This window comes from Methylobacterium sp. Leaf361 (assembly GCF_001424445.1).
GTDB lineage: Bacteria > Pseudomonadota > Alphaproteobacteria > Rhizobiales > Beijerinckiaceae > Methylobacterium.
In genome coordinates this window covers 292,331-312,905 of sequence record NZ_LMPY01000003.1, presented here as the reverse complement: position 1 = coordinate 312,905, position 20,575 = coordinate 292,331, and the positions used below count along the sequence as shown (strand labels likewise).

The 20,575-nt window shown below is 74.5% G+C and carries 17 protein-coding genes and 1 pseudogene; 11 read left to right on the top strand and 7 right to left on the bottom strand.

The genetic code is table 11. The features are described 5' to 3' along the window. On the bottom strand, window positions 1–1,458 hold a 1,458-nt coding region (locus ASG32_RS32180; RefSeq protein ID WP_244491808.1), incomplete at its 3' end, for a glycosyltransferase. A 732-nt stretch (window positions 1,459–2,190) separates the two neighbouring features. Continuing rightward, window positions 2,191–3,363 (bottom strand): annotated as a pseudogene (locus ASG32_RS32175) (glycosyl transferase); the annotation flags it as partial. 327 nt (window positions 3,364–3,690) lie between these two features. Between ASG32_RS32175 and ASG32_RS05020 the strand changes: the two are divergent. The 4 genes from ASG32_RS05020 to ASG32_RS05005 all read left to right on the top strand — a co-directional run bounded on the left by ASG32_RS05020 (window position 3,691) and on the right by ASG32_RS05005 (window position 7,277). After that, on the top strand, window positions 3,691–4,332 hold the full coding sequence (locus ASG32_RS05020; protein WP_056523179.1) for a PadR family transcriptional regulator: 642 nt from the start codon (window positions 3,691–3,693) through the stop codon (window positions 4,330–4,332). Further along, complete coding sequence (locus tag ASG32_RS05015; RefSeq protein WP_082557750.1) at window positions 4,329–5,309, top strand: glycosyltransferase family 2 protein; 981 nt, start codon at window positions 4,329–4,331, stop codon at window positions 5,307–5,309. The genes ASG32_RS05020 and ASG32_RS05015 overlap by 4 nt, the downstream gene beginning before the upstream one ends. Next, entirely contained in the window at window positions 5,306–6,262 is a 957-nt protein-coding gene (locus tag ASG32_RS05010) for a glycosyltransferase family 2 protein (RefSeq protein ID WP_056523177.1), read from the top strand. The genes ASG32_RS05015 and ASG32_RS05010 overlap by 4 nt, the downstream gene beginning before the upstream one ends. 76 nt (window positions 6,263–6,338) lie before the next feature. Beyond that, window positions 6,339–7,277: a hypothetical protein gene (locus tag ASG32_RS05005; RefSeq protein WP_056523175.1), complete on the top strand. Its 939-nt coding sequence runs from the start codon at window positions 6,339–6,341 to the stop codon at window positions 7,275–7,277. A 7-nt stretch (window positions 7,278–7,284) separates the two neighbouring features. Here ASG32_RS05005 and rutD read toward each other — a convergent pair whose 3' ends face one another. From rutD to rutA, 4 genes are all read right to left on the bottom strand, one after another. Further along, complete coding sequence (rutD, locus tag ASG32_RS05000) at window positions 7,285–8,067, bottom strand: pyrimidine utilization protein D (RefSeq protein WP_199866081.1); 783 nt, start codon at window positions 8,065–8,067, stop codon at window positions 7,285–7,287. Then, a complete protein-coding gene (rutC, locus tag ASG32_RS04995) occupies window positions 8,064–8,450 on the bottom strand; it encodes a pyrimidine utilization protein C (RefSeq protein WP_056523171.1) in 387 nt (128 codons plus the stop codon). The genes rutD and rutC overlap by 4 nt, the downstream gene beginning before the upstream one ends. Before the next feature lie 114 nt (window positions 8,451–8,564). Then, on the bottom strand, window positions 8,565–9,362 hold the full coding sequence (gene rutB / locus ASG32_RS04990; RefSeq protein WP_082557749.1) for a pyrimidine utilization protein B: 798 nt from the start codon (window positions 9,360–9,362) through the stop codon (window positions 8,565–8,567). Further along, on the bottom strand, window positions 9,362–10,456 hold the full coding sequence (gene rutA, locus ASG32_RS04985; RefSeq protein ID WP_056523238.1) for a pyrimidine utilization protein A: 1,095 nt from the start codon (window positions 10,454–10,456) through the stop codon (window positions 9,362–9,364). The genes rutB and rutA overlap by 1 nt, the downstream gene beginning before the upstream one ends. 431 nt (window positions 10,457–10,887) lie before the next feature. Between rutA and ASG32_RS04980 the strand changes: the two genes are divergently transcribed. Next, window positions 10,888–11,301, top strand: a complete 414-nt coding sequence (locus ASG32_RS04980) for a DUF4864 domain-containing protein (RefSeq protein WP_056523169.1) — start codon at window positions 10,888–10,890, stop codon at window positions 11,299–11,301. A 68-nt stretch (window positions 11,302–11,369) separates the two neighbouring features. On the opposite strand, the gene ASG32_RS04975 is transcribed toward ASG32_RS04980, so the two are convergent. Continuing rightward, entirely contained in the window at window positions 11,370–11,699 is a 330-nt protein-coding gene (locus tag ASG32_RS04975) for a hypothetical protein (RefSeq protein WP_056523167.1), read from the bottom strand. 221 nt (window positions 11,700–11,920) lie between these two features. On the opposite strand from ASG32_RS04975, the gene thrC reads away from it, so the two are divergent. From thrC to ASG32_RS04945, 6 genes are all read left to right on the top strand, one after another. Continuing rightward, on the top strand, window positions 11,921–13,333 hold the full coding sequence (gene thrC, locus ASG32_RS04970) for a threonine synthase (RefSeq protein ID WP_056523165.1): 1,413 nt from the start codon (window positions 11,921–11,923) through the stop codon (window positions 13,331–13,333). Between the two features lie 88 nt (window positions 13,334–13,421). Further along, on the top strand, window positions 13,422–14,717 hold the full coding sequence (locus tag ASG32_RS04965) for a pitrilysin family protein (RefSeq protein ID WP_056523163.1): 1,296 nt from the start codon (window positions 13,422–13,424) through the stop codon (window positions 14,715–14,717). Between the two features lie 186 nt (window positions 14,718–14,903). Next, the gene (locus ASG32_RS04960; protein WP_056523161.1) at window positions 14,904–17,834 is read left to right on the top strand and encodes an EAL domain-containing protein; all 2,931 of its coding nucleotides are present in this window, start codon (window positions 14,904–14,906) and stop codon (window positions 17,832–17,834) included. A 122-nt stretch (window positions 17,835–17,956) separates the two neighbouring features. Further along, window positions 17,957–18,343 (top strand): hypothetical protein, encoded by a 387-nt coding sequence (locus ASG32_RS04955; RefSeq protein ID WP_056523159.1) that lies wholly within the window; start codon window positions 17,957–17,959, stop codon window positions 18,341–18,343. A gap of 29 nt (window positions 18,344–18,372) precedes the next feature. Continuing rightward, window positions 18,373–19,308, top strand: a complete 936-nt coding sequence (locus ASG32_RS04950) for a ferredoxin--NAD(+) reductase (protein ID WP_107351922.1) — start codon at window positions 18,373–18,375, stop codon at window positions 19,306–19,308. Window positions 19,309–19,396: 88 nt separating this feature from the next. Continuing rightward, on the top strand, window positions 19,397–20,461 hold the full coding sequence (locus ASG32_RS04945) for a hypothetical protein (RefSeq protein ID WP_056523155.1): 1,065 nt from the start codon (window positions 19,397–19,399) through the stop codon (window positions 20,459–20,461). The last annotated feature ends 114 nt before the right edge of the window (window positions 20,462–20,575 follow it).

Here is a 20,575-nt window from a genome sequence, read left to right as displayed (position 1 = left end):
GACCGGCGCCAGGCCGCAGTAGCGCCCGTCCGGCTGCACCAGGTGGTTGCGGTGGCACACCGGCGAGTAGTCGTGCAGCGTCCACGCGTAGGGACGCCCCGCGCCCGCCACCGCCGCCATCAGCGCCCGCGCCGCGCCCCAGCGCARSCCCGCCAGCGAGTGCACGTGGATCAGGACCGGCGCCAGCTGCCCGACGAACTCCGCGAGCTCGGCCGCGTCGCGCGGCAGGTACAGGCTGTCGAGGTTGGGCAGGTACAGGAACTCGGGGCCGCGATACGAGACGTGGACCTCGAGGTTGCGGGTCCGGTCGATCTGCAGCAGCACCACGCTCAGGCCCTCGGCCCGGGCCTGCGCGACCATGTCGTCGATGTGCCGCTGGATGCCCCCGCCCCAGCTGTGCGTCACGTACAGCAGCGCCCGGCCGGCGAAGTGCCGGGCGAGCCGCGCCCGGTCGAGCCGCGCCCGCCCGCGCCGGCCGGGATCGGCCTGGACGAACTGCCCGACCCGGGCCGGGTAGTCGGGGTGCTTGGCGAGCAGCGCCGCCTGGCCCTGGTCGTACTCGCCGCCCGCGTCGAGCCCGAACGAGATCTGGCCGGCGTGGTGGACGAACACGTCCTCGGCGAGCAGGTTGACGAAGCCGGCCTTGGTGGCGCGCAGGCACCAGTCGTTCTCCTCGCCGTAGCCCTTGCCGAAGGCCTCGGCGTCGAGGTCGCCGACGGCGTCGAGGGCGGCGGCGGTCATGTACATGCAGAAGCCGACGCCGGTGGGCACSGGCACGGCGCGGCCGCGRTTGACCTGCGCGGCCACGCGGTCGAGGTCGGGCCGGGCGATCTCGAGCGGCATGGTGTTGTTGGCGTTGAAGCGCGGGTAGGAGCAGATCGTGGCGTTGTTGGACAGSGGCGTGACGCTGCCCACGGGCAGCCCCGCGCCCATCCCTGCCCCKGCCYCTGCCCCTGCCCCAGCCTCTGCCCCTCCTTCCGTGCCGGACCCGGCCTGAGGGTCTGCCTGCGGTTCGGCGTGGGCGACGAGGCGGTCGAGCCAGTCGCCGAAGACTTCAGCGTCGGAGTTGAGCAGGACGACGGCGCGGCCCTGGCGCAGGCCGAGGGCGCGGTTGACCGAGCGGACGAAGCCGAGGTTGYGCTCGTTCTCGACGAGGTGGAACAGGCCGCGTCCGGCGAGGGCGGCCAGCTCCGCGGTGAGCTGCGGGTCGGGGGAGCGGTCGTTGACGGCGAGCAGGGTGAAGGGGGTGGCCTGGGGCGCCGACAGGCAGGCGTGGAGGGCGCGCAGGGTCTCGCCGCGGCCCTTGTAGACGGGGACGATGACGACGACGCGGGCCTGCGCGATRGGCAGGGCCCGGGGCAGGCGGTCCCATGCGTCGGCGGCCGGGGCCTCCATGGGCGGGTAGGTGCCGAGATCCTCGGGGCAGCCCATCAGCCCGGCGGCCCGGCCGGTGCGCACGTAGTGCAGGAACGGCGACTCCCCGGGACCCAGCAGGTGCCCGTAGGCCGCCGAGATCCTCGGGGCAGCCCATCAGCCCGGCGGCCCGGCCGGTGCGCACGTAGTGCAGGAACGGCGACTCCCCGGGACCCAGCAGGTGCCCGTAGGTCTCCCGGTAGAACGCGATCGAGAAGGCCTTGCTCGGGTCCCGGCCCTCGTGCTGCCCGTAGGCGACGAAGTGGGCGAGCGGGGCGTCGGCGGCGTCGGGGTTGCGCTTGGCGTAGAAGGCGGCGTCGAAGAACGGCGCGACCGTCCGGGCCTCGTCGGCCAGCGCCGCCTCCCGCGAATCCGGCGTGCCGTAGCGGGGGTGGAAGGCACCGGCCGCGATGTCGGTGCCGTGCATCAGCGCCGTGGCGAGGCGGTGGACGAGGGGCGCGAGGCCCGTCTCGCGCATCCCGGGATGCGCGTCGGCGTAGGCCTGCCCGTCGAAGTCGGGCCTGGGGTTGCGGCCCGCGCGCCAGCCGGTGTCGCAGTAGTCGCGCACCGCGTCCTCCGCCTCGGACAGCCCGTAGCGCGCCCGGTAGAAGCCGTGGTCGAAATGCCCCGCCACCAGCCGCGCCTGCAGGTCCAGGAACGCGTCCCGCTCGAGGGTCTCCTGCCCGATCGCCCCGAGCCAGCCCGTGTCCTCCACCGGCGCCCGCGCCGGCCGCAGCCCGCAGACCCGCAGCAGCGCCGCCAGCGTCGAGCGCCCCNCTGCCCGATCGCCCCGAGCCAGCCCGTGTCCTCCACCGGCGCCCGCGCCGGCCGCAGCCCGCAGACCCGCAGCAGCGCCGCCAGCGTCGAGCGCCCCGGGCCGGGATCGCGCAGCTCCCGCCAGCCCGCCTCGGCGAAGTGCAGGAACGGCTCGCGCCCGCCCACGTCCGGATAGGTCGCCCGGTACCACGCCGCGTCCACCGCCGGCAGGTTCAGCCGGTGCGGCTCCGCGAACGGCTCGGCCCCCGTCAGCCGGGTCTCGGCGACGTAGCGGAAGAACGGGTCGTCCGCGACCGCCCGGCTGCCGGCCCGCGCCTGCACGTAGCCGGCCGGGTCGAAGTCCGGCCGCGGGCCGATCCGCGCCCGCCAGCCCTCCGCCACGTAGTGGCGCAGCAACTCCGTGTCCGGGGCATCGGCCAGCGCCTCGGCCTGCGGTCCGGGCAGGCGCTGCCGGTAATGGGCGGCGTCGAAGTAGGGGGCGAGCGTCTCGACCCGCAGCGCGAGCGCGGCCTCCGGGTCGGGGCGGGCCGGTCCGCCGTGGAGGACGTAGTGGACCAGCGGGTTCCGGGTGGCGAAGGTGATCCCGCGGCTGAGGCAGTAGGCCAGGGTGTCGAAGTGCGGCGCCGGCTCGCGGCCCTCGCGCCAGCCCGAGGCCATGTAGTGGTCGACCGGGTCGACGCCGGCGGCGGCGAGGTCGGGGTTGCCGGCCAGGTAGAAGGCGCCGTCGACGAGGCGCCGGGCGAGGCGGTGGGCCTCGGCCGTGTCGGGCTTGGGCAGGGCGGCCGCCTCCCCCTCCCCGCCCGCCCTGCCGCGTTTGCGGGCGAGGGCGTGCAGGAGCGGGTTGATGCCGGCGCGGGCGAGGTGGGGATGGGCGGCGAGGTAGGCGGCGGAGTCGAAGTCGGGGCGCGGGTCGCGGCCCGCGCGCCAGCCGTGGACGAGGTAGTCGCGCACCGGGTCGGCCGCGATCCCGTACCAGCTCGCGTAGAACGCCGTGTCGACGTGCGGGGCGAGGGCGGCGATCAGGCGCGCCTCGAGATCCGCGCCGGTCGCCGCGCCCGCCCAGCGTCGGTGCAGCGCCGCCGGCGTGGCCAGCGGGTCGCGCAGCCGGCCGAGGCGGCGTCGCATCCGCGTCAGGGCCGAGATCCGGCCGGTCCCGTCGGAGTCGCGGCGCATCTCAGGACTCTGCGGAGGGGCGTTCGCCGCGGGCCGTCACGGGGCGCGGGATCCATCGGCCGCCCGCCGGGCGGGCGCCGTCGAGGCGCGGGGCTCTGATCGGGTCATGGGCGGCAGCTGGCGGGCAGCGTCGGAGGCGCGAGGCGGCGCGGGAGCGATCGTCCTGTCGGACACAAGTCGCACTAGCGGAACCGGCCGAATCCGTAAACCGCGGGGCGCCGCCGGCGTCCGCGCCGCGGGCCACGCCGCGGACCGGCGGAGGGGCCTTGCTGTCGACCGTATTTCGATATATCTGAAAATTCGTCATATCGAAATCGAGTCGTCTCCATGCATCCCTATGTCTCGGACGGCCTGCACGCCGATCCCTTCGACGCCTTCCGCGTCCGCGCCCATCGCGGGCCGATGGGCGGCGACCCCCGCGGACGGCACGGGCCCCACGGCCACCCGGGTCGCGGTCCCGGCGACCGCCGGATGTTCGGCCGCGGCGGCCGCGGCGGCCGCGGCGACCTCGCGCGCTTCTTCGCCCACGGCGACCTGCGCCTCGTCATCCTCCACCTGATCGCCGAGAAGCCGCGCCACGGCTACGAGATCATCAAGGCGATCGAGGAGCGGGTCGGCGGCGCCTACAGCCCGAGCCCCGGGACCGTCTACCCGACGCTGACCCTCCTGGAGGAACTCGGCCACGTCACGGTGACCCCCGGGGAGGGCACCAAGCGGCTGCACGCGATCACGCCCGAGGGGCAGGCCTTCCTGGACGGCAACCGCCCGACCCTCGAGGCGATCCTCGCCCGGATGGCGGAGGCCGAGGCCGCCCGGGGCGACGGTCCCCCGCCCTCGGTCGTGCGCGCCAAGGAGGGGCTGAAGCTCGCCCTGCAGATGCGGCTCGCCCGCGGCCCGCTCAGCGCCGAGCAGGCCGCCGCCATCACGGCGGCCCTGGAGGCGGCGACCGCCGCGGTGGAGCGGGCGTGACGGGCCGTCCCGCGCCCGTCACCGGACCCGTCACCGGACCCGTCACCGGGACGCGGCCGGTGCCCGACCCGCGGCTCGGCAGCCTCGTCCTCGGGATCACCCTGTTCCGGCCGCGGCCGGACCAGGTGGCGCGCGTCCGGGCCCTGGCCTCGGCCGGCGACGCCGCGGTGATCGCCTTCGACAATGGCGGCCTCCCGGCCGGGACGGCCGACCAACTCGCCCGGGCCGGCGTGACCCTGCTGTCGGCGGGCACGAATCTCGGCATCGCCGAGGCGCTCAACCGGATCGCGGCGGCCGCCCGCGCCGCGGGGGGCGGGACCCTCCTCCTCCTCGACCAGGACGCCGAGCCGCCCGCGGATCTCGCCGCCGCGCTGCTGGCGGCGCGGGACCGGCTGCGGGAGGCCGGGATCCCGGCGGCGGTGGTGGGCCCGGCGCCCGCGCCGGCACCGGGCCACAAGGCGCCGGCCTACCCGCCCCGTCCCGGCGCGCCGGCACGCGACGGCCTCGCTCCCGTGCAGTTCCTGGCGACCTCGGGCTCGCTCGTCGACCTCGACGCCTTCGCGCGGGTCGGGCCGTTCCGCGGCGACTTCTTCATCGACGGGGTCGAGCTCGAATGGTGCTTCCGTGCCTGGAGCCTCGGCTACGGCTGCTACCGAGCCGACGCCGTCGCGATCCCGCACCGCGTCGGCGGCGGGACGATCCGGGCCTTCGGGATCACGATGCCGCGCCAGCCCCTGTTCCGCATGGCGACCTACCTGCGCAACGCGATCTACGCGTGGCGGCTGCCGCACGTGCCGCCGCGCTGGAAACTCGCCCAGGCCGCCTACCTGCCGCTCCAGGCCGGGCTGTACTGGGCGGATTCGGGCTTCCGGCCCGCCGTGCTGCTCAGGCTCCTCGCGGCCGCGCGCGACGGCGCCCTCGGGCGCCTCGGGCCGCCCCGGGACTTGCCCCGGGACCTGCCCCGGGACCTGCCGTGACCGACCGCCCTGCCCTCGACGTCGTGATCGTCAACTGGAACGGCGGCGGCCTGCTGCGCGCCTGCCTCGCGAGCCTCGCGGCCGCGCGGGACGCCGCGGCCGTGCAGGTCACCGTGGTGGACAACGCCTCGACGGACGGCTCCACCGAGACCCTGCCCGCCCTGCCCCGCCCGCTGCGGCTGATCCAGAACACCGCGAATCTCGGCTTCGGCCGGGCCTGCGACCAGGGCGCCGCCGCCGGCGACGCCCCCGCGATCCTGTTCCTGAACCCGGACACGCAGGTCGCGCCCGACGCGCTCGGCGTGGCCCTGGCCGCCCTGGCGGCCGACCCGCGGACCGGGATCGTGGGCGCGCGGCTCGTCGACCCGGACGGGCGGACCGCGCGCTCCTGCGCCCGGGCGCCCTCGGCGCTGGGCCTCCTCGGCCGCGCCCTGGCGCTGGACCGCCTCGGCCTCGTGCGGCCGCACTTCCTGCTGGAGTGGGACCACGCGGAGGACCGCGCCGTCGACCAGGTGATGGGCGCCTTCCTGATGATCCGCCGCGACCTGTTCCGGAGCCTCGGCGGGTTCGACCCGCGCTTCTTCGTCTACTGGGAGGATGCCGACCTCTGCGAACGGGCCCGGGCGGCGGGCTTCACGGTGCGGCACGTGGCCGGGGCGGTCGCCCGCCATGTCGGCCAGGGCACGACCCGGCAGGTGCGGGCGCGGCGGCTGTTCTACTTCCTGCGCAGCCAGATCCTCTACGCCGGCAAGCACCACGGCGCCGCGACGGCCCTCGGCCTGGCGGCGGCGAGCTTCGGCGCGCAGGTGCCCCTGCGTCTCGCCCTGGCCCTCGCCCGCCGCTCCCCCCGGGAGGCCGCGGAGGTCCTGCGGGCGGCGGGCCTCCTGGCCGCGGCGCTGCCGGGGCTCGTGCCGGACCTCCTGCGGGCCGCGCGCGCGCGGCCCGCCGCTTGAGCGGGCCGGCGATGCCGCGCCCTGTCCGCGCGCCCGCCGCGCAGGGGCCGGCCGCCCGATCGACCCGGACGCGGCCGTGAGCCTGCCGATCACCGGCGACGGCCGGTTCTGGGCCCTTGCCTTCCTGGGCCTCGGCTTCCCGGCCTGCCTCGCGCTGGCCTGGATCGGTCTCACCGGCGAGTCCCCGTCCGCCCTCGCCGTCTGCGGCCGGCTCGCCGGCATCGCGGCGTTCCTGGGCCTGGGGCTCGCCGCCCTGGCCCTGGCGACCCGGGGACGGGCCGCGCTGTTCGCGCTGCTGTGCTTCCCGGCCTCGCTCGCGGCCGCCTCCGGACCGGACGGGCCCGTCCTCGCGCTGGCGGCGCTCGCGGCCGCGCTGCTCAGCCCCCGGCCGATGACGGGCCGGCACGGATCGGCGCGCCGCGCCGGCGCGGCGCTGGCGATCGCCCTGGTGGTGCTGGCGCGGCCGGCCTGCGCGCCCCTCGTGGGGATGCTGCTGGTGCCGTTCCCGCCCCCGGGGCGACGCGTCCGCGCCTGGCGGGAGCGGCTGCCGCTCGCCGCGCTCGCCCTGCTGCCGGCTCTCCTGCCGGCGCTCCTGCCGGCCCTGCTGCCGGCCGCGAGCCCCGGGCTTCCGCCCCCCGGCGCGGCGGGGGGCGGATTGGTGTCCCTGCCCGTCCCGCTGCCCGGGTTCCTCACCGGGGTCTGGGCCGCCGCGCTGCTGGTGCCGCCCGTCGCGCTGCGGCGCGGCCCCCTGCCCCCGCGCGCGGAGCGGCTGTGGCTCTCGGGCTGCGCGCTGCTCGGCCTCTGGCTGGCGGTGCTGCCGCAGGCTCTCGCCCCGGCGGGCGGCCTCGGGGGGATGCAGGCCCGGGACCTGCTGCCGCTGGCACCGATGCTGATCCTGGCCTTCGCCCGGGGGCGGATCGGCACCGCGGCGGCCCTGCGCTGGCCGGCCCTGCTCCCGGTGCTGGCCGCCGCCCTCGACGCGGTGGTGCTGCCGATGATCGCGCTGCGGGCGTAGCGGGCGCTCAGTCCCGGTCCAGGAACTCCAGGAGCGCCCGGTTGAAGGCCTCGGGCCGGGTGACGCTGTGGGCGTGGCCGCCCTCCGGGGCGAGGGCGAGCCGGGCCTTGGGCAGCGCCGCCGCCAGCCGCTCGGACCGGGTGTAGGGCACCAGCACGTCGTCCCGGGCGGCCATGACCAGGGTCTCGTGGCCGATCGACCCGAGACGGTCCGCGATGGTGAAGCGCTCCAGGGCGGCGATGCGGGTCAGCACGGTCTCGGCGCCGGGGAAGTGCGCCAGGGCCTGCGCCGCGTCGGCTTCGACCCGGTCGGCCTCCGCGGAGAGCCAGGGGGCCGGGTACAGGAAGATCGCCTGGGCCCGCACGTAGGCCTCCGGCCCGCCCCCGGCCAGGATCGCCCGGCGGGCCGCGAAGCAGCGGCGCGTGGCCGGGTCCATCGCGTCCCAGCCGTTGATCACGACGAGGCGCCCGACCCGCCCGGGGGCGTCCAGCGCCATCTGGAGGGCGATCAGGCCGCCGAGCGCGTGGCCGACCACGTCGGCCCGGTCGATCCCGGCCGCGTCCAGCACCCCGAGCGCGTCCCGCGCCATGGCGGGAACGTCGTGGTCCGGCGCGAGCCGGCCGGGCGAGCGCCCGGTGCCGCGGTGGTCGTAGGTGACGACCCGGAACCGCGCGGTCAGGGCCGCCATCTGCGGCGCGAAGTAGCCCGCCGCGCCGCCGAGGCCCGGCGAGAGCAGCACCGGCCGCCCGCCCGCCGGGCCGGCCACCGCGTGGGGGAGCGGGCCCATCAGCGGCCGATATGGGCGATCGCGGCGATCTCCACGCGGGCCTCGGGCTTCACGAGGCCGCACTGGATGCAGTAGCGCGCGGGCTTCTCGCCCGGGAAATACTCGGCGTAGACGGCGTTGATCGCCGCGTAGTCGGCCCAGTCCGCCAGGAAGACGTGGTTGAAGGTGACGTCGTCCATCGTGCCGCCCGCGGCCTCGACCACGCCCCGGACGGTCTCCAGCACGTGGCGGGTCTGGGCCGCCGCGTCGCCGACATGGACCACGTTGGCCTCCGCATCGAGCGGCAGCGTGCCCGAGACGTACAGGATTCCGTCGGCCAGGGTGCCCGGCACGTAGGGGGCCAGCGGCTTTCCGGTCCCCGGCGGTATCACGACCTGCTTGGGCATTCCCCTGCGCCTCCCGCGCGCGACCTTTGGGCCCGGCCGGGCAGGCCGCGCGGGAGGCCGCGTCGCGGCGGTCTTCGCGCACCCTGCCGGTCACCGGCCGGGCGCGCGATGCACTTATCCGGCCAGATCGCCGCCGGATGTACCGCCGGATGTATCGATCCCGGCGTGTGAGGACGCCCCGAGGGCGGCCTCGAAGGCGGCGACGTCCGAGACCCAGCCGAAGAAGGTCTCGATGTTGGCGAGCGCCGCGTGCTGCAGGCTCTCCGGCCCCGCCTGGTACGTGGCGTCGGCCAGCACGATCCCGAAATACTCCCGGTGGAACCCGTCCCGCAGCGTCGACTCGACGCAGACGTTGGTGGCGATGCCGGTGAAGACCAGCGTGGTCACGCCCCGGGCCCGCAGGGTGCTGTCGAGGGGCGTGTTGTAGAAGCCGCTGTAGCGCGGCTTGCCCATCACGATGTCGCCGGGCTCCGGATTCAGGGCGTCCACCAGCGCGTAGTCCCAGGATCCCTTGGCGAGGAGCTGCGCGTTCGCTTCAGGATTCCGCCGCATCGTCTTGAGCGCGTTGGATTTGTGCCAGTTCGGCGAGCCCGGGCCACCGGCCTCGACATAGGCCGGGTCCCAGCCGTTCTGGAACCACAGGACCGGGATGCCGGCGGATCGCGCCGCCGCCACCGCCCGGGCGATCCGGGCGATCACTGGGCCGGTGCCCGAGACGTCGAAGCCGGCCCGGTCGAGGTAGCCGCCCGGGCTCGCGTAGGCGTTCTGGACGTCCACCACGATGAGGACCGTGGTCGCGGGATCGAGGGCGATCGGCTCCGGGCGGGCCGGCAGGACGACGCCGCCGTGCCGGCCCTGGGCGTCGCGGAATCCGGCGGGGCGATCCATCTGGCGATCCATCGGTCGGTCCATCAGGCGACCTCGGGCAGTGCCGCCGCCGTCACGTGCCGGCGCGACCGCATCAGGGGCTGGATCCGGGTCCCGAAATCGTCGAGGCCCTTGAGGAAATCGTCGAAGACGAGCAGCACGCCCTCGACGCCGTCGATGGTCATGACGGCGTCGAGCATCGCGGCCACGCTGGCGTAGCTGCCCACCAGGGTGCCCATGTTGAGGTTCACCGCCGAGGTCGGGTCGGCGAGCTGGCGCACGTTGGTGTCGCTGCCGGACTTGGTGTCGGCCGCGCCCTGGACGCCGAGCCACGCGATCGCCTCGGCATCCGCGCCCGCCCTGTAGTGTGCCCAGGTCGCCGTGGCGGCGTCGTCGGTCTCGCCGGCGATGATCATGAACAGCGCGAAGGCGGTCACCCGCCGCCCGGTCCGCGCGCCGGCCTCGGCGAGCTTCTCCACCACGGGCGCGAAGGCGGTCGGCGTGTTGAGCCCCTTGCCCAAGCAGAAATTGTAGTCGGCGTACTGGGCCGTGAAGGCCAGTCCGGCGCCGCTCTGGCCGGCGCAGATGATCTTCACCGGCGCCTGCGGCCGGGGGCTCAGCCGGCAGTCGTTCATCTGGAAATACGTGCCCTTGCGGTCGCTGGCGCCCGTCTCCCACAGGTCGCGCAGGATCTGGGCGTACTCGGCCAGGTAGTCGTAGCGCTTGGCAAAATAATCGTCGCCCGGCCACAGGCCCATCTGGTCGTATTCCGGCTTCTGCCAGCCGGTGACGAGGTTCAGGCCGAAGCGCCCGTCGGAGATCGAGTCGATGGTCGCGGCCATGCGGGCCACGATGGCGGGCGGCAGGCACAGGGTCGCCGCGGTGGCGAACAGCCGGATCCGGGTGGTGACGGCGGCGAGCCCCGCCATCAGGGTGAAGGATTCGAGGTTGTGGTCCCAGAACTCGGTCTTGCCGCCGAAGCCGCGGAGCTTGATCATCGACAGGGCGAAGTCGAGCCCGTAGCCCTCCGCCTTCAGGGTGATCGCCTTGTTGAGCGCGAAGCTCGGGCGGTACTGCGGGGCGTTCTCCGACAGCAGCCAGCCGTTGTTGCCGATGGGGATGAACACCCCGACGCTCATGGCCTGTGCCGGACGGGCATCGGCGCTGTCGTCCGCGTGGCTCTGCATCGTCGTCCCGCGCTCCGCCCGGTCGGTTCCCCCCGGAACCGAGTCGGCAAGCGGAGGCTCGCAAAACCGCCGCGGAGGGTCAAACCCACGGCGCCCGTCGGGCGCGAAAATGCCCATCTTTCCAGCGACTTGCACAACCGAGGCGCGATGCCTGCTCAACCCGTGCGCGCTTCGCGACCGGCCGCGCTTCACCGCGCTTCGCCGCACGTCCGCGCGGCGCGATGACCGGTGACGACGCGGCGACGGCGCGACGAACATTGTCGGCACGGTCACAAACATTGTCGTGGGCGTGGCGGCGACCATCTTCACGTGACGATGATGGATCCCGGTCCGACGTTGCCAGATCTTGCCGGACCTGGCCGGACCTTGCCGGAGTTATAGCGATGCGCGCGTGGTCCGCCCTGCTCCTCGTCCTCGTCCTCGCGGGGCCGGCGGCGGCCGACGAGGCGGGGCGCGCGGCGGCCCGGGCGGTCATCGCCAAGCAGGAGCAGGCGCTCGGCCGCGACGACGCGCAGACCGCCTACGAGCAGGCCGCGCCGGGGATCCGGGACCTGTTCCCGAATGCCGACCTGTTCATCGGCGTGGTCCGGAACCAGTACCGTCCGGTCTACCGCCACCGCAGCTTCGTCTTCGGCGAGGCGCGGGACACGGACCCGGCGGGCGTGGTCCAGTCTGTGGCGATCCAGGACGAGTACGGCGTCGACTGGACGGCCGAGTACAGCCTCGCCCGCGACGCGGACGGGCAGTGGCGCATCACCGGCTGCCGCCTCACCAAGGCGCCCGGCACGCGCGCCTGAGGAAGCGCGCAGGAGAGCGCGCCCCCGAGGGGCGCCCGCCGCCGGCACGGCGGGCGCGGAGGCCGAGCTCAGGGCCGGAACGTCCCGAGCTTCTCGAGCATCTGCAGGGTGACGTCGGCGCAGGCCTTGGTCGTGTCGTCGTCGGCGCACTTCACGTCGACCCGCGCGTCGCCGCGCTCCAGCACGATGTGGGCGGCCCGCGACGGCGGAGGCGGGGGCGGAGGCGGCGGGGGGCCGTCCGGGCCGGGACCGCGGCGCGGGTCGCCGGGGGGCGGGGGTGGCGCGCCGGCCTCGGGGCCGGGCCTCGGGCCGCCGGGCGGCGGCGGCGGGGCCTGCGCGAAGGCGACGGTGCCGGACAGCAGTGCCGCGACGCCCGCGAGGGCGATGATTCGGGTCATGTCGGCTCTCTCCGAGACGGGATCCGCCCCGGCGGCTCGGGGGCCGCGGGGCGGTCCGGCTCTAGGACGCGGCCGGGCAACCGGCCCTGAACCGGCCCGTTCAGCCCCGGTTAAACCGCCGGCCCCGCCCCGTGCGCGCCCGGCAGCCAGAGCGGCGGCGCTCGGCTTTCGACAGGTCCGCCGGCATCGTGTAGAGGGGGCGCCTTCCCTCGGAGGACCCCGTGCTCCACGTCTCGACTCGCGGCGCGGCCGCGCCGCTCTCGTTCTCGGACGCGCTCCTGGCGGGCCTCGCCCGCGACGGTGGGCTCTACGTGCCGCAGACCTGGCCGCAGATCGGCCGTTCGGAGATCGCCGCCCTGGCGGGCCGGCCCTACGCGGAGGCCGCCAAAAGGGTGCTGCGCCCGCTGATCGACGGCGACGTCTCCGGGCCGGACCTCGACCGGATGATCGACGCGGCCTACGCGACGTTCCGCCACCCGGCGGTCTGCCCGCTGACCCAGCTCGACGACAACCTGTTCCTGCTGGAGCTCTTCCACGGGCCGACGCTCGCCTTCAAGGACGTGGCGATGCAGCTGCTCGGGCGGCTGATGGACCACGTCCTGGCCGAGCGCGGCGCCCGCGCCACCATCGTCGGCGCGACCTCGGGCGACACGGGCTCGGCCGCCGTGGAGGCCTTCGGCGGCCTCGACCGGGTCGACGTGTTCATCCTCTACCCGCACGGGCGGGTCTCGGAGGTGCAGCGGCGGCAGATGACCTCGGTGCCGGCGCAGAACGTCCACGCGCTGGCCGTCGACGGCACCTTCGACGATTGCCAGAACCTCGTCAAAGCCCTGTTCCAGCACGCCGATTTCGCCGACGCGGTGCGGCTGTCCGGCGTCAACTCGATCAACTGGGCCCGGGTCGCGGCGCAGGCGGTCTACTACTTCACCAGCGCTGTGGCGCTGGGCTCCCCCCACCGCCCGGTCTCCTTCGCGGTGCCGACCGGCAATTTCGGCGACGTGCTCGCCGGCTGGGTCGCCAAGCAGATGGGCCTGCCGGTCGAGCGGCTGATGATCGGCACCAACGCCAACGACATCCTGGTGCGGACCCTGGAGCACGGCGCCTACGAGCTGCGCGGCGTGGTCCCCACCACCTCGCCCTCCATGGACATCCAGATCTCGTCGAACTTCGAGCGGCTGCTGTTCGAGGCGCTGGGGCGCGACGCCGCGTCCCTGTCGCGGCTGATGGCCGGTCTGAAGCAGTCCGGCGGGTTCTCGCTGAGCCCCGAGGTGCTGGCGACGGTGCGGGCGGAGTTCGACGCCGTGGCGGTGCCGGAGCCCGACGTCATGGCGGAGATCGCCCTGACCCAGGCCGCCACCGGCGTGGTGCTCGATCCCCACAGCGCCATCGGCGTCCGGGCCGGGCGGCGGCTCCTGGAGCGGGACCCGGCGACCCCCGTGGTGGCGCTCGCCACCGCGCATCCCGCGAAGTTCCCGGACGCGGTCGCCCGGGCGACCGGCGGCCTGCGCCCGCCCCTGCCCCCGCACCTCGCCGACCTGATGGACCGGCCCGAGCGCCTGACCCGGGTCGCCAACGATCAGGCCGCCCTGGAGTCGCTCATCCGCGAGCGCGCCCGCATCACGAGGGGTGCGTGAGCCCGGCGCGCGTCACGCGACGCGCCCCCTCTCCCGTGCGGGAGCGGGGACCCGCGCCGCATCCGGCCCCCTCCGCGACGAGCCGTCGATGAACCAGCATTTCTCCACCCACGCCGCCTCGCCGTCCCTGCGCACCACGCGGCTTCCAAACGGCGTCACGGTGGTGACCGAGCCGATGCCCGGGGTCGCCACCGCGAGCCTCGGCGTCTGGGTCGGCGCCGGCTCGCGCAACGAGCGCGCCGACGAGGCGGGCCTGTCCCACCTCATCGAGCACATGGCCTTCAAGGGCACCCGCACCCGGTCGGCGCAGAAGATCGCGGAAGAGATCGAGAATGTCGGCGGCGAGATCAACGCCGCCACCTCCACGGAGGGCACCAGCTACACCGCCCGGGTGCTCGGCGAGGATGCCGGCCTCGCCCTCGACGTGATCGGCGACATCCTCACCGACTCGGTGTTCGACGCGGGCGAGCTCGCCCGGGAGAAAGGCGTCATCCTGCAGGAATACGCCGCCGTCGAGGACACGCCGGACGACGTGGTCTACGACGCCTTCACGGAGGCGGCCTTCCCGGACCAGCCGGTCGGCCGGCCGATCCTCGGGCGGCCCGAGACGATCCGGAGCTTCGACGAGGCCGGGATCCGCTCCTATCTCGACCGGGAATACACGCCCGACCGCATCGTCGTGGCGGGCGCCGGGGCCGTGACCCACGAGGCGATCGTGGCGGCGGCCGAGCGCCATTTCGGCGCTCTGCCGGCCAAGACCGCCCCCGCCTCGGTGCCGGGAATCTACGGCGGCGGTGAGCGGCGGATGCCGCGCAAGCTCGAGCAGGCCAACTTGGTGATCGGCCTGCCGGGCCTCTCCTTCCGGGACGACCGCTACTACGCGCTCCACATGTTCGCGCAGGTGCTGGGCGGCGGCCTGACCTCGCGGCTCTGGCAGGAGGTGCGCGAGACCCGCGGCCTCGCCTACGAGATCCAGGCCTTCCACTGGCCCTTCTCCGATTGCGGCCTGTTCGGAATCGGCGCCGGCACCGCCGGGGCGGACCTGCCCGAACTCGTCGACGTGACCCTGGCGGCCACCGCCCGGGCGGCCCGCGACCTCGACGCCACCGAGATCGCCCGCGCCAAGGCGCAGCTGAAGGTCTCGCTGCTCTCGGCCCTGGAGACGCCGGGCGGGCGCATCGAGCGCAACGCCCGCCAGATCCTGGCCTGGGGCCGGGTGATTCCCGCCGGGGAGGTGATCGACAAGGTCGACGCCGTCACGGTCGAGGACGTCCGCGCCGCGGCGGCCGCGATGCTGCAGGGCACGCCGACGCTGGCGGCGATCGGCCCGATCCGCAAGCTGCCCGCCCTCGACAGGATCGCGGGCGCGCTCCGGGGAGCGTAGGGCAGCTTCGGTCGGTCGCCGCGCCACCGTCTTTGCGAGCGGAGACCCCCCGCAACGGCCGGCCCCCGCCCCGCCCAACTTGATTTGGCCGCAAAGGGGCGCGATCCGCGGGCGGTGGACCGGCCCCGGGGCGACCTTGCCCCAGGTCAGGTCCGCGCCTATCGATCGAGGCCGCCCGGGCGGCCGATGCCGAAGCTCGCACGGCTGGAAGTCAAGACACCCTTGCGCATCCTCGCCCTCCTCCTGACCCTGGTCGGCGGTCTCGTCGGTGCCCTCGCGCTCACGCTCGCCGCGAGCGCGCCCGCCCAGGCGGTGGAGGCGGTCCGCGTCACCCTCGATGCGCCGGTGATCGACCTGACCACCGCGATCGAGCGCTACCGCTCCGACGGCGACCTGATCCAGATCTCCACGGCGCCCGGCAAGGACGGCATCGTCCGGCGCATCGTCGTGAAGGCGCGCGACGCCGGCGCCCGGCCCGACTGGATCGTGTTCGCGCTCACCAACGACACCGACGAGCAGATCGACCGCATCCTGGTCGCCCCGCATTTCCGGCTGGTCGATTCCGGGGTGATCTGGCCCGATCTCGGCGGCTCGCGCATCGCCGCCATCACGGCGAGCCAGGGCATCCGGCCCGAGCGGGACGAGAACCCGGAGGCCGACCAGTTCACCATCACGCTCGATCCCGGCGCCACCGTCACTTACGTGGCCGAGCTGCGCGGCTCCAACGTCCCCCAGCTGCGCCTCTGGGACCAGGACGCCTACCGCCGCAAGACCGCCGGCCTGACCCTTTACAAGGGCATCATCATCGGGATCAGCGGCCTGCTGGCCCTGTTCCTGACCATCGTGTTCGTGGTCAAGGGCGCGATCATCTTCCCGGCCGCCGCCGCGCTCGCGTGGTCGGTGCTGGCCTATGCCTGCATCGATTTCGGCTTCCTGCAGCGGGTGTTCCCGGTCACCGAGCTCGCCGAGCGGGTCTACCGGGCCTCCGCGGAGGCGGTGCTCGGGGCGACGCTGCTGGTCTTCCTGTTCGCCTATCTCAACCTCGCCCGCTGGCACGTGCGCTACAGCCACGTGGCGTTCTTCTGGCTCGCCTTCCTGGCGGGCCTCGTCGGGCTCGCGGTGTTCGACCCGCCGGTGGCGGCGGGCGTGGCGCGGATCTCGATCGCCGCGGTGGCCGGGATCGGCCTGCTGCTGATCGTCTACCTCGCCGCCCATAACGGCTATGACCGGGCGATCCTGCTGGTGCCGACCTGGCTCCTGCTCGTCGTCTGGGTGACGGCGGCGGGCTTCGCGGTCACCGGCCAGATCGGCAGCGACCTCGTGCAGCCGGCCCTGATCGGCGGCCTCGTGCTGATCGTGATGCTGATCGGCTTCACGGTGCTCCAGCACGCCTTCGCGGGCGGCGGCCTCAGCCACACCCTGGTCTCCGACACGGAGCGGCGGGCGCTGGCGCTGACCGGCGCCGGCGACGTGGTGTTCGACTGGGACGTGCCCGCCGACCGGGTCTTCGTCGGCCCTGAGATCGAGGGCCAGCTCGGCCTCGCCCGCGGCACCCTGGAGGGGCCGGCCACCAACTGGCTGGGCGCGCTCCACCCCTTCGACGTGGAGCGCTACTCGGCCGCCCTCGACACGGTGATCGAGGAGCGGCGCGGCCGCATCGTCCACGATTTCCGCCTGCGCTCGGAGGCCGGCACGTTCTTCTGGTACCGGCTGAAGGCGCGGCCGGTGATCGGCGCCGACGGCGAGGTGATCCGGGTGGTCGGCACCATCGCGGACGTCACCGAGATCAAGACCGCCGAGGAGCGCCTGCTCCACGACGCCGTGCACGACAGCCTCACCGGCCTGCCGAACCGCGAATTGTTCGGCGACCGCCTCGACGCGGCGCTGGCCTTCGCCGGCCAGGACCAGCGCCTCAAGCCCACCGTGATCGTCCTCGACGTCGACCGGTTCAAGGGCATCAACGACGCGATCGGCCTGTCGGCGGGCGACTCGATCCTGCTGACCCTGTCGCGCCGCCTCGGCCGCCTGCTGCGCCCGCAGGACACGCTGGCCCGGGTCGCCGGCGACGAGTTCGCGGTGATCCTGCTCTCCGAGCGCGACCCCGACCGGATCCTGGCCTTCGCCGAGATGATCCGCCGGGCGATCGCCACGCCGATCACCTACGCCGACCGCGAGATCTTCCTGACCGTCTCGATCGGCCTCGCCCTCTACGAGGCCGGCGCCAACCTGAAGCGCGACGAGGTGTTCAAGAGCGCCGAGATCGCCATGATCCAGGCCAAGCGCAACGGCGGCGACCGGATCGAGGTGTTCCGCGCCCACATGCGCACCGACCGCTCGGACCGGCTGATGCTGGAGAGCGACCTGCGCAAGGCGATCGAGCGCAACGAGCTGCGGGTGCTGTTCCTGCCGGTGGTGCGGCTCGAGGACCGCACCGTGGCGGGGTTCGAGACCGTGCTGCGCTGGGACCACCCGAAGCTCGGGCGCATCCCCGCCTCGACCTTCCTGCCGCTCGCCGAGGAGAGCGGCTTCGTGGTCAATCTCGGCATCTTCGCCCTGGAGCGCACGGCTCTCGAACTCGCGGCGTGGCAGCGCTCCCTGGAGGTCGAGCCGCCGATCTTCGCGGCCTGCAACCTGTCCTCGCGCCAGCTCCTGCGCCACGACCTCCTGCACGACGTGAAGACCGTGCTGGCCCGCTCCGGGGCCCTGCCGGGCTCGCTCAAGCTGGAATTCAGCGAGAGCCTCGTGATGGAGAACCCGGAATACGCCGCCCAGATGCTGGCGCGGATCCACGATCTCGGGGCGGGCCTGTGCCTGTCGGATTTCGGCACCGGCTACTCGGCCCTCTCCTATCTCCAGCGCTTCCCGTTCGACACGATCAAGGTCGACGCGACCTTCGTGCGCCAGATCGGCACCGGGCAGACCGCGATCCTGCGCTCCATCGTGCGCATGGCGAGCGAGCTGAACCTCGCCATCGTGGCGGAGGGCTGCGAGTCCGAGGCCGACGCCCAGGCGCTCGCCGGTCTCGGCTGCGAGTACGCCCTCGGCCCGGCCTTCGGCGAGCCGATGACCATGCTGCAGGCCCGCCAGATCGTCGGGGCCGCCCCGGAAGCGGCCTGAGGGCGGCTCCCGGGACCCGATCCGGCGAAAGTCGCGGATCGGTTTAAGTCTGCCTTAACCATGTCCGATCAAGCTCCTGTTGATAGGCGGGCCCTCCAGCGCCCGCGATGGGGATGGGTCGGATGGCCGAGGCGGCACGGCGTTACCAGCAGGCGGGCGGCTCGGACCTCGTGCGTCGCCTGATGGCCCGGCCGGTCCGGCTGGAGCAGCAGGTCCGGACTAGGATGCCCCTCCGCGACCCGCGCCGCGTCGACGCGTTCGCCGACGCCTACGCCTACGCCGACGAGGCCGCGGACGACGCGGAGGCGCGGGACGAGGCCGACGCGATCGCCCGCCTCGAGACCGAGCTGCAGGTGATGAAGGCGGTGCTCCGGGCCCAGCGGCAGGAGGTCGAGTCGCTGCGGGCGCAGCGCCAGCTCCTCACCGACTCGGCCCCGACCGACGATGTCCGCGCGACCCGCGAGCGCTGGGCGGCCCTGGTCGACTCGCTCCTGATCCGCGCCCGCTGATCCGTCACCAGGACATGCGGGGGAGAGCCATGGGGGCGCGCTGCTCGCTCGTCGTCAACGGTCGGTCGGTCCGCGTCTCGACCGGCGACACGCCGCTGGAGGCGGCGCTGGCCGAGGGCATGATCGCGCCGCTGCAGGCGCAGTCCGGCAACCTGCTCGCCGGCCAGGGGATCGCTCAGGGCAGCGCGGCGCCGTCCGGCCGCCGCCATCCGGCCCGCCGGGCCCGGGCCGAGGCCCTGCGCCCGGCCCTCCCCGGCGCCCCGATCCAGGGCCAGGAGGAGGCGCCGCCGCCGCCGGTCGCCGTCCGCAAGGGCACGGTCACGGAGATCCGCCGGCTCAGTCCCGGCATCCTCGAGATCGTCGCGACCCTGACCCGGCGCCCGACCGGCGAGCCCGGCCACCAGGCGCTGGTGACCTTCGCGGGGCTGCCGACGCGGACGCTGTCCCCGACCCTGCGGGTCGACGGCACGACCGAGATCAACGACGTGGTGTTCCACGTCGCCCGCGACCCCGAGGGCGATCCGCTCGACGGGCTCCGCCTCGACCAGCCGGTGCGCCTCAAGGGCCCCGTCGGCCGGGGACAGTACCGCCCCGGGGGCGGCCGGCTCGTGCTGGTGGCGGCCGGCGCCGGCTTCGGCGCGATCTGGGCGATCGCCCGGGCGGCCCGCTACGTCGAGCCCGCCCGCGAGATGGCCCTGGCCGTCGGCGCCCGCGACGCCCTGGACCTCTACATGCGCGAGAGCCTGGACTGGCTGCGCCGCACCGGCGTCGGCCGGATCGTGCTCTGCGCCGATCGCGGCCGCCAGCGGCCGCCGGACGTGCGCTCGGGCCCGCTCAGCGCCCACCTGCCGAGCCTGCGCGCCACCGACGTGGTCCACGTGGCGGGCGACCACTCGACGGTCGGCGCCGTGCAGGTGCTCGCCGCCGCGGTGGGCGCCCGCTGCTACCCGATCGTGATCGACTGACCGGCGTCGCCTCGACGCGGCGGCGCCCGGCTGCTACCGGCGCCGAGCCGGCCGCACGGGGCCGATCCTGAGCCCGATCCGAGCCCCGATGGTCCGCGTCCTCTGCCTCGGCTACAGCGTCACGGAGCTGCCGGGCTACGTCGAGCGGGCCAACGCCCTGGCCGAGGCCGAGGGGCGCCCGGTCACGTTCCTCCGCAGCGGCTGGGGCGGCCATTCCCTGCCCTCCATCGCCGCCCTGATCGACGAGATCCTGGACGCGATCCCCTGCGACCGCGTCCTCCTCGAGCTGTTCACCGGCAACGTCCGCTACTTCGACGGCGCGACGATGCGGGCCTATCTCGACGACATCCTCGCGGCGACCGCCCGGCGGGACCTGCCCGTCGCCTTCCTCAACCTCCACCAGGGCGGCGTCGACTACGCGGCCGAGCCCGTTGCCGGCCTGCTGGCGGAGTACCGCGCCCTCTACGGGATCCCCTATCTCGACATCGCCGCTCCGGTGGCGGCCGCGGGCGCGGGCGACATCACCTACCTGCTGAAGGACGCGACCCACGTCACGCCGGCGGGCGCCGACCTCTACGGCACCCTGGTCTACAGCTTCCTGCGCGCGCCGCCGCCGGGGCGGGCCTATATCGACCGGTTCCGGACCCTGCCGGGCCGGTTCGAGGTCTTGCCGCTGCGCGCCCTCCCCGGCCTGACCTGCGGGTTCGCCCTGCGCCGCAACGGCATCCCGCTGGACTTCCTGGAGATCCCGGAGGGCACGCGCGTCGCCGTTCCCCTGGGGCGCCCCCGCGACGTGATCGGTCTCCTCGTGACCTACGGGCCGCGGGCGGGCACGCTGACGGTCGAGGATCCGGCGACCGGGCGCGCGCGGACCCTCGTCGCCTACGACGAGTTCTCCTACTACACGCGCGCGATGTTCCGCAGCGTGACCCTCCCGGCGGCGCGCGCGCTGACGATCGCGCAGTCGGCGGAACGCCCGGACATCGCCCTGCGCAAGGGCGTGCCGGATCCGGGCCCGCGGATCGGGCGCGTGTCGCACGTCGTCTGCCGGCGCAGACTCGGCCTCGCCCCGCGCGCCGCCCGCCAGCTTCACCGGCTGCGGCGCGGCCTGCGCCGCGTCGGGTTGCGGCTCGGGCTCGTCCGAGGCGCCTGACCCCGGCCCTGTTCGGGCATAGTCATGCGGGCACGAGCGTTTGAATAACGCACCATTATGGCATTCGATTTATCGATCTCTGTAATTATCAATTCAGTCTCTGTATCGGTTCGT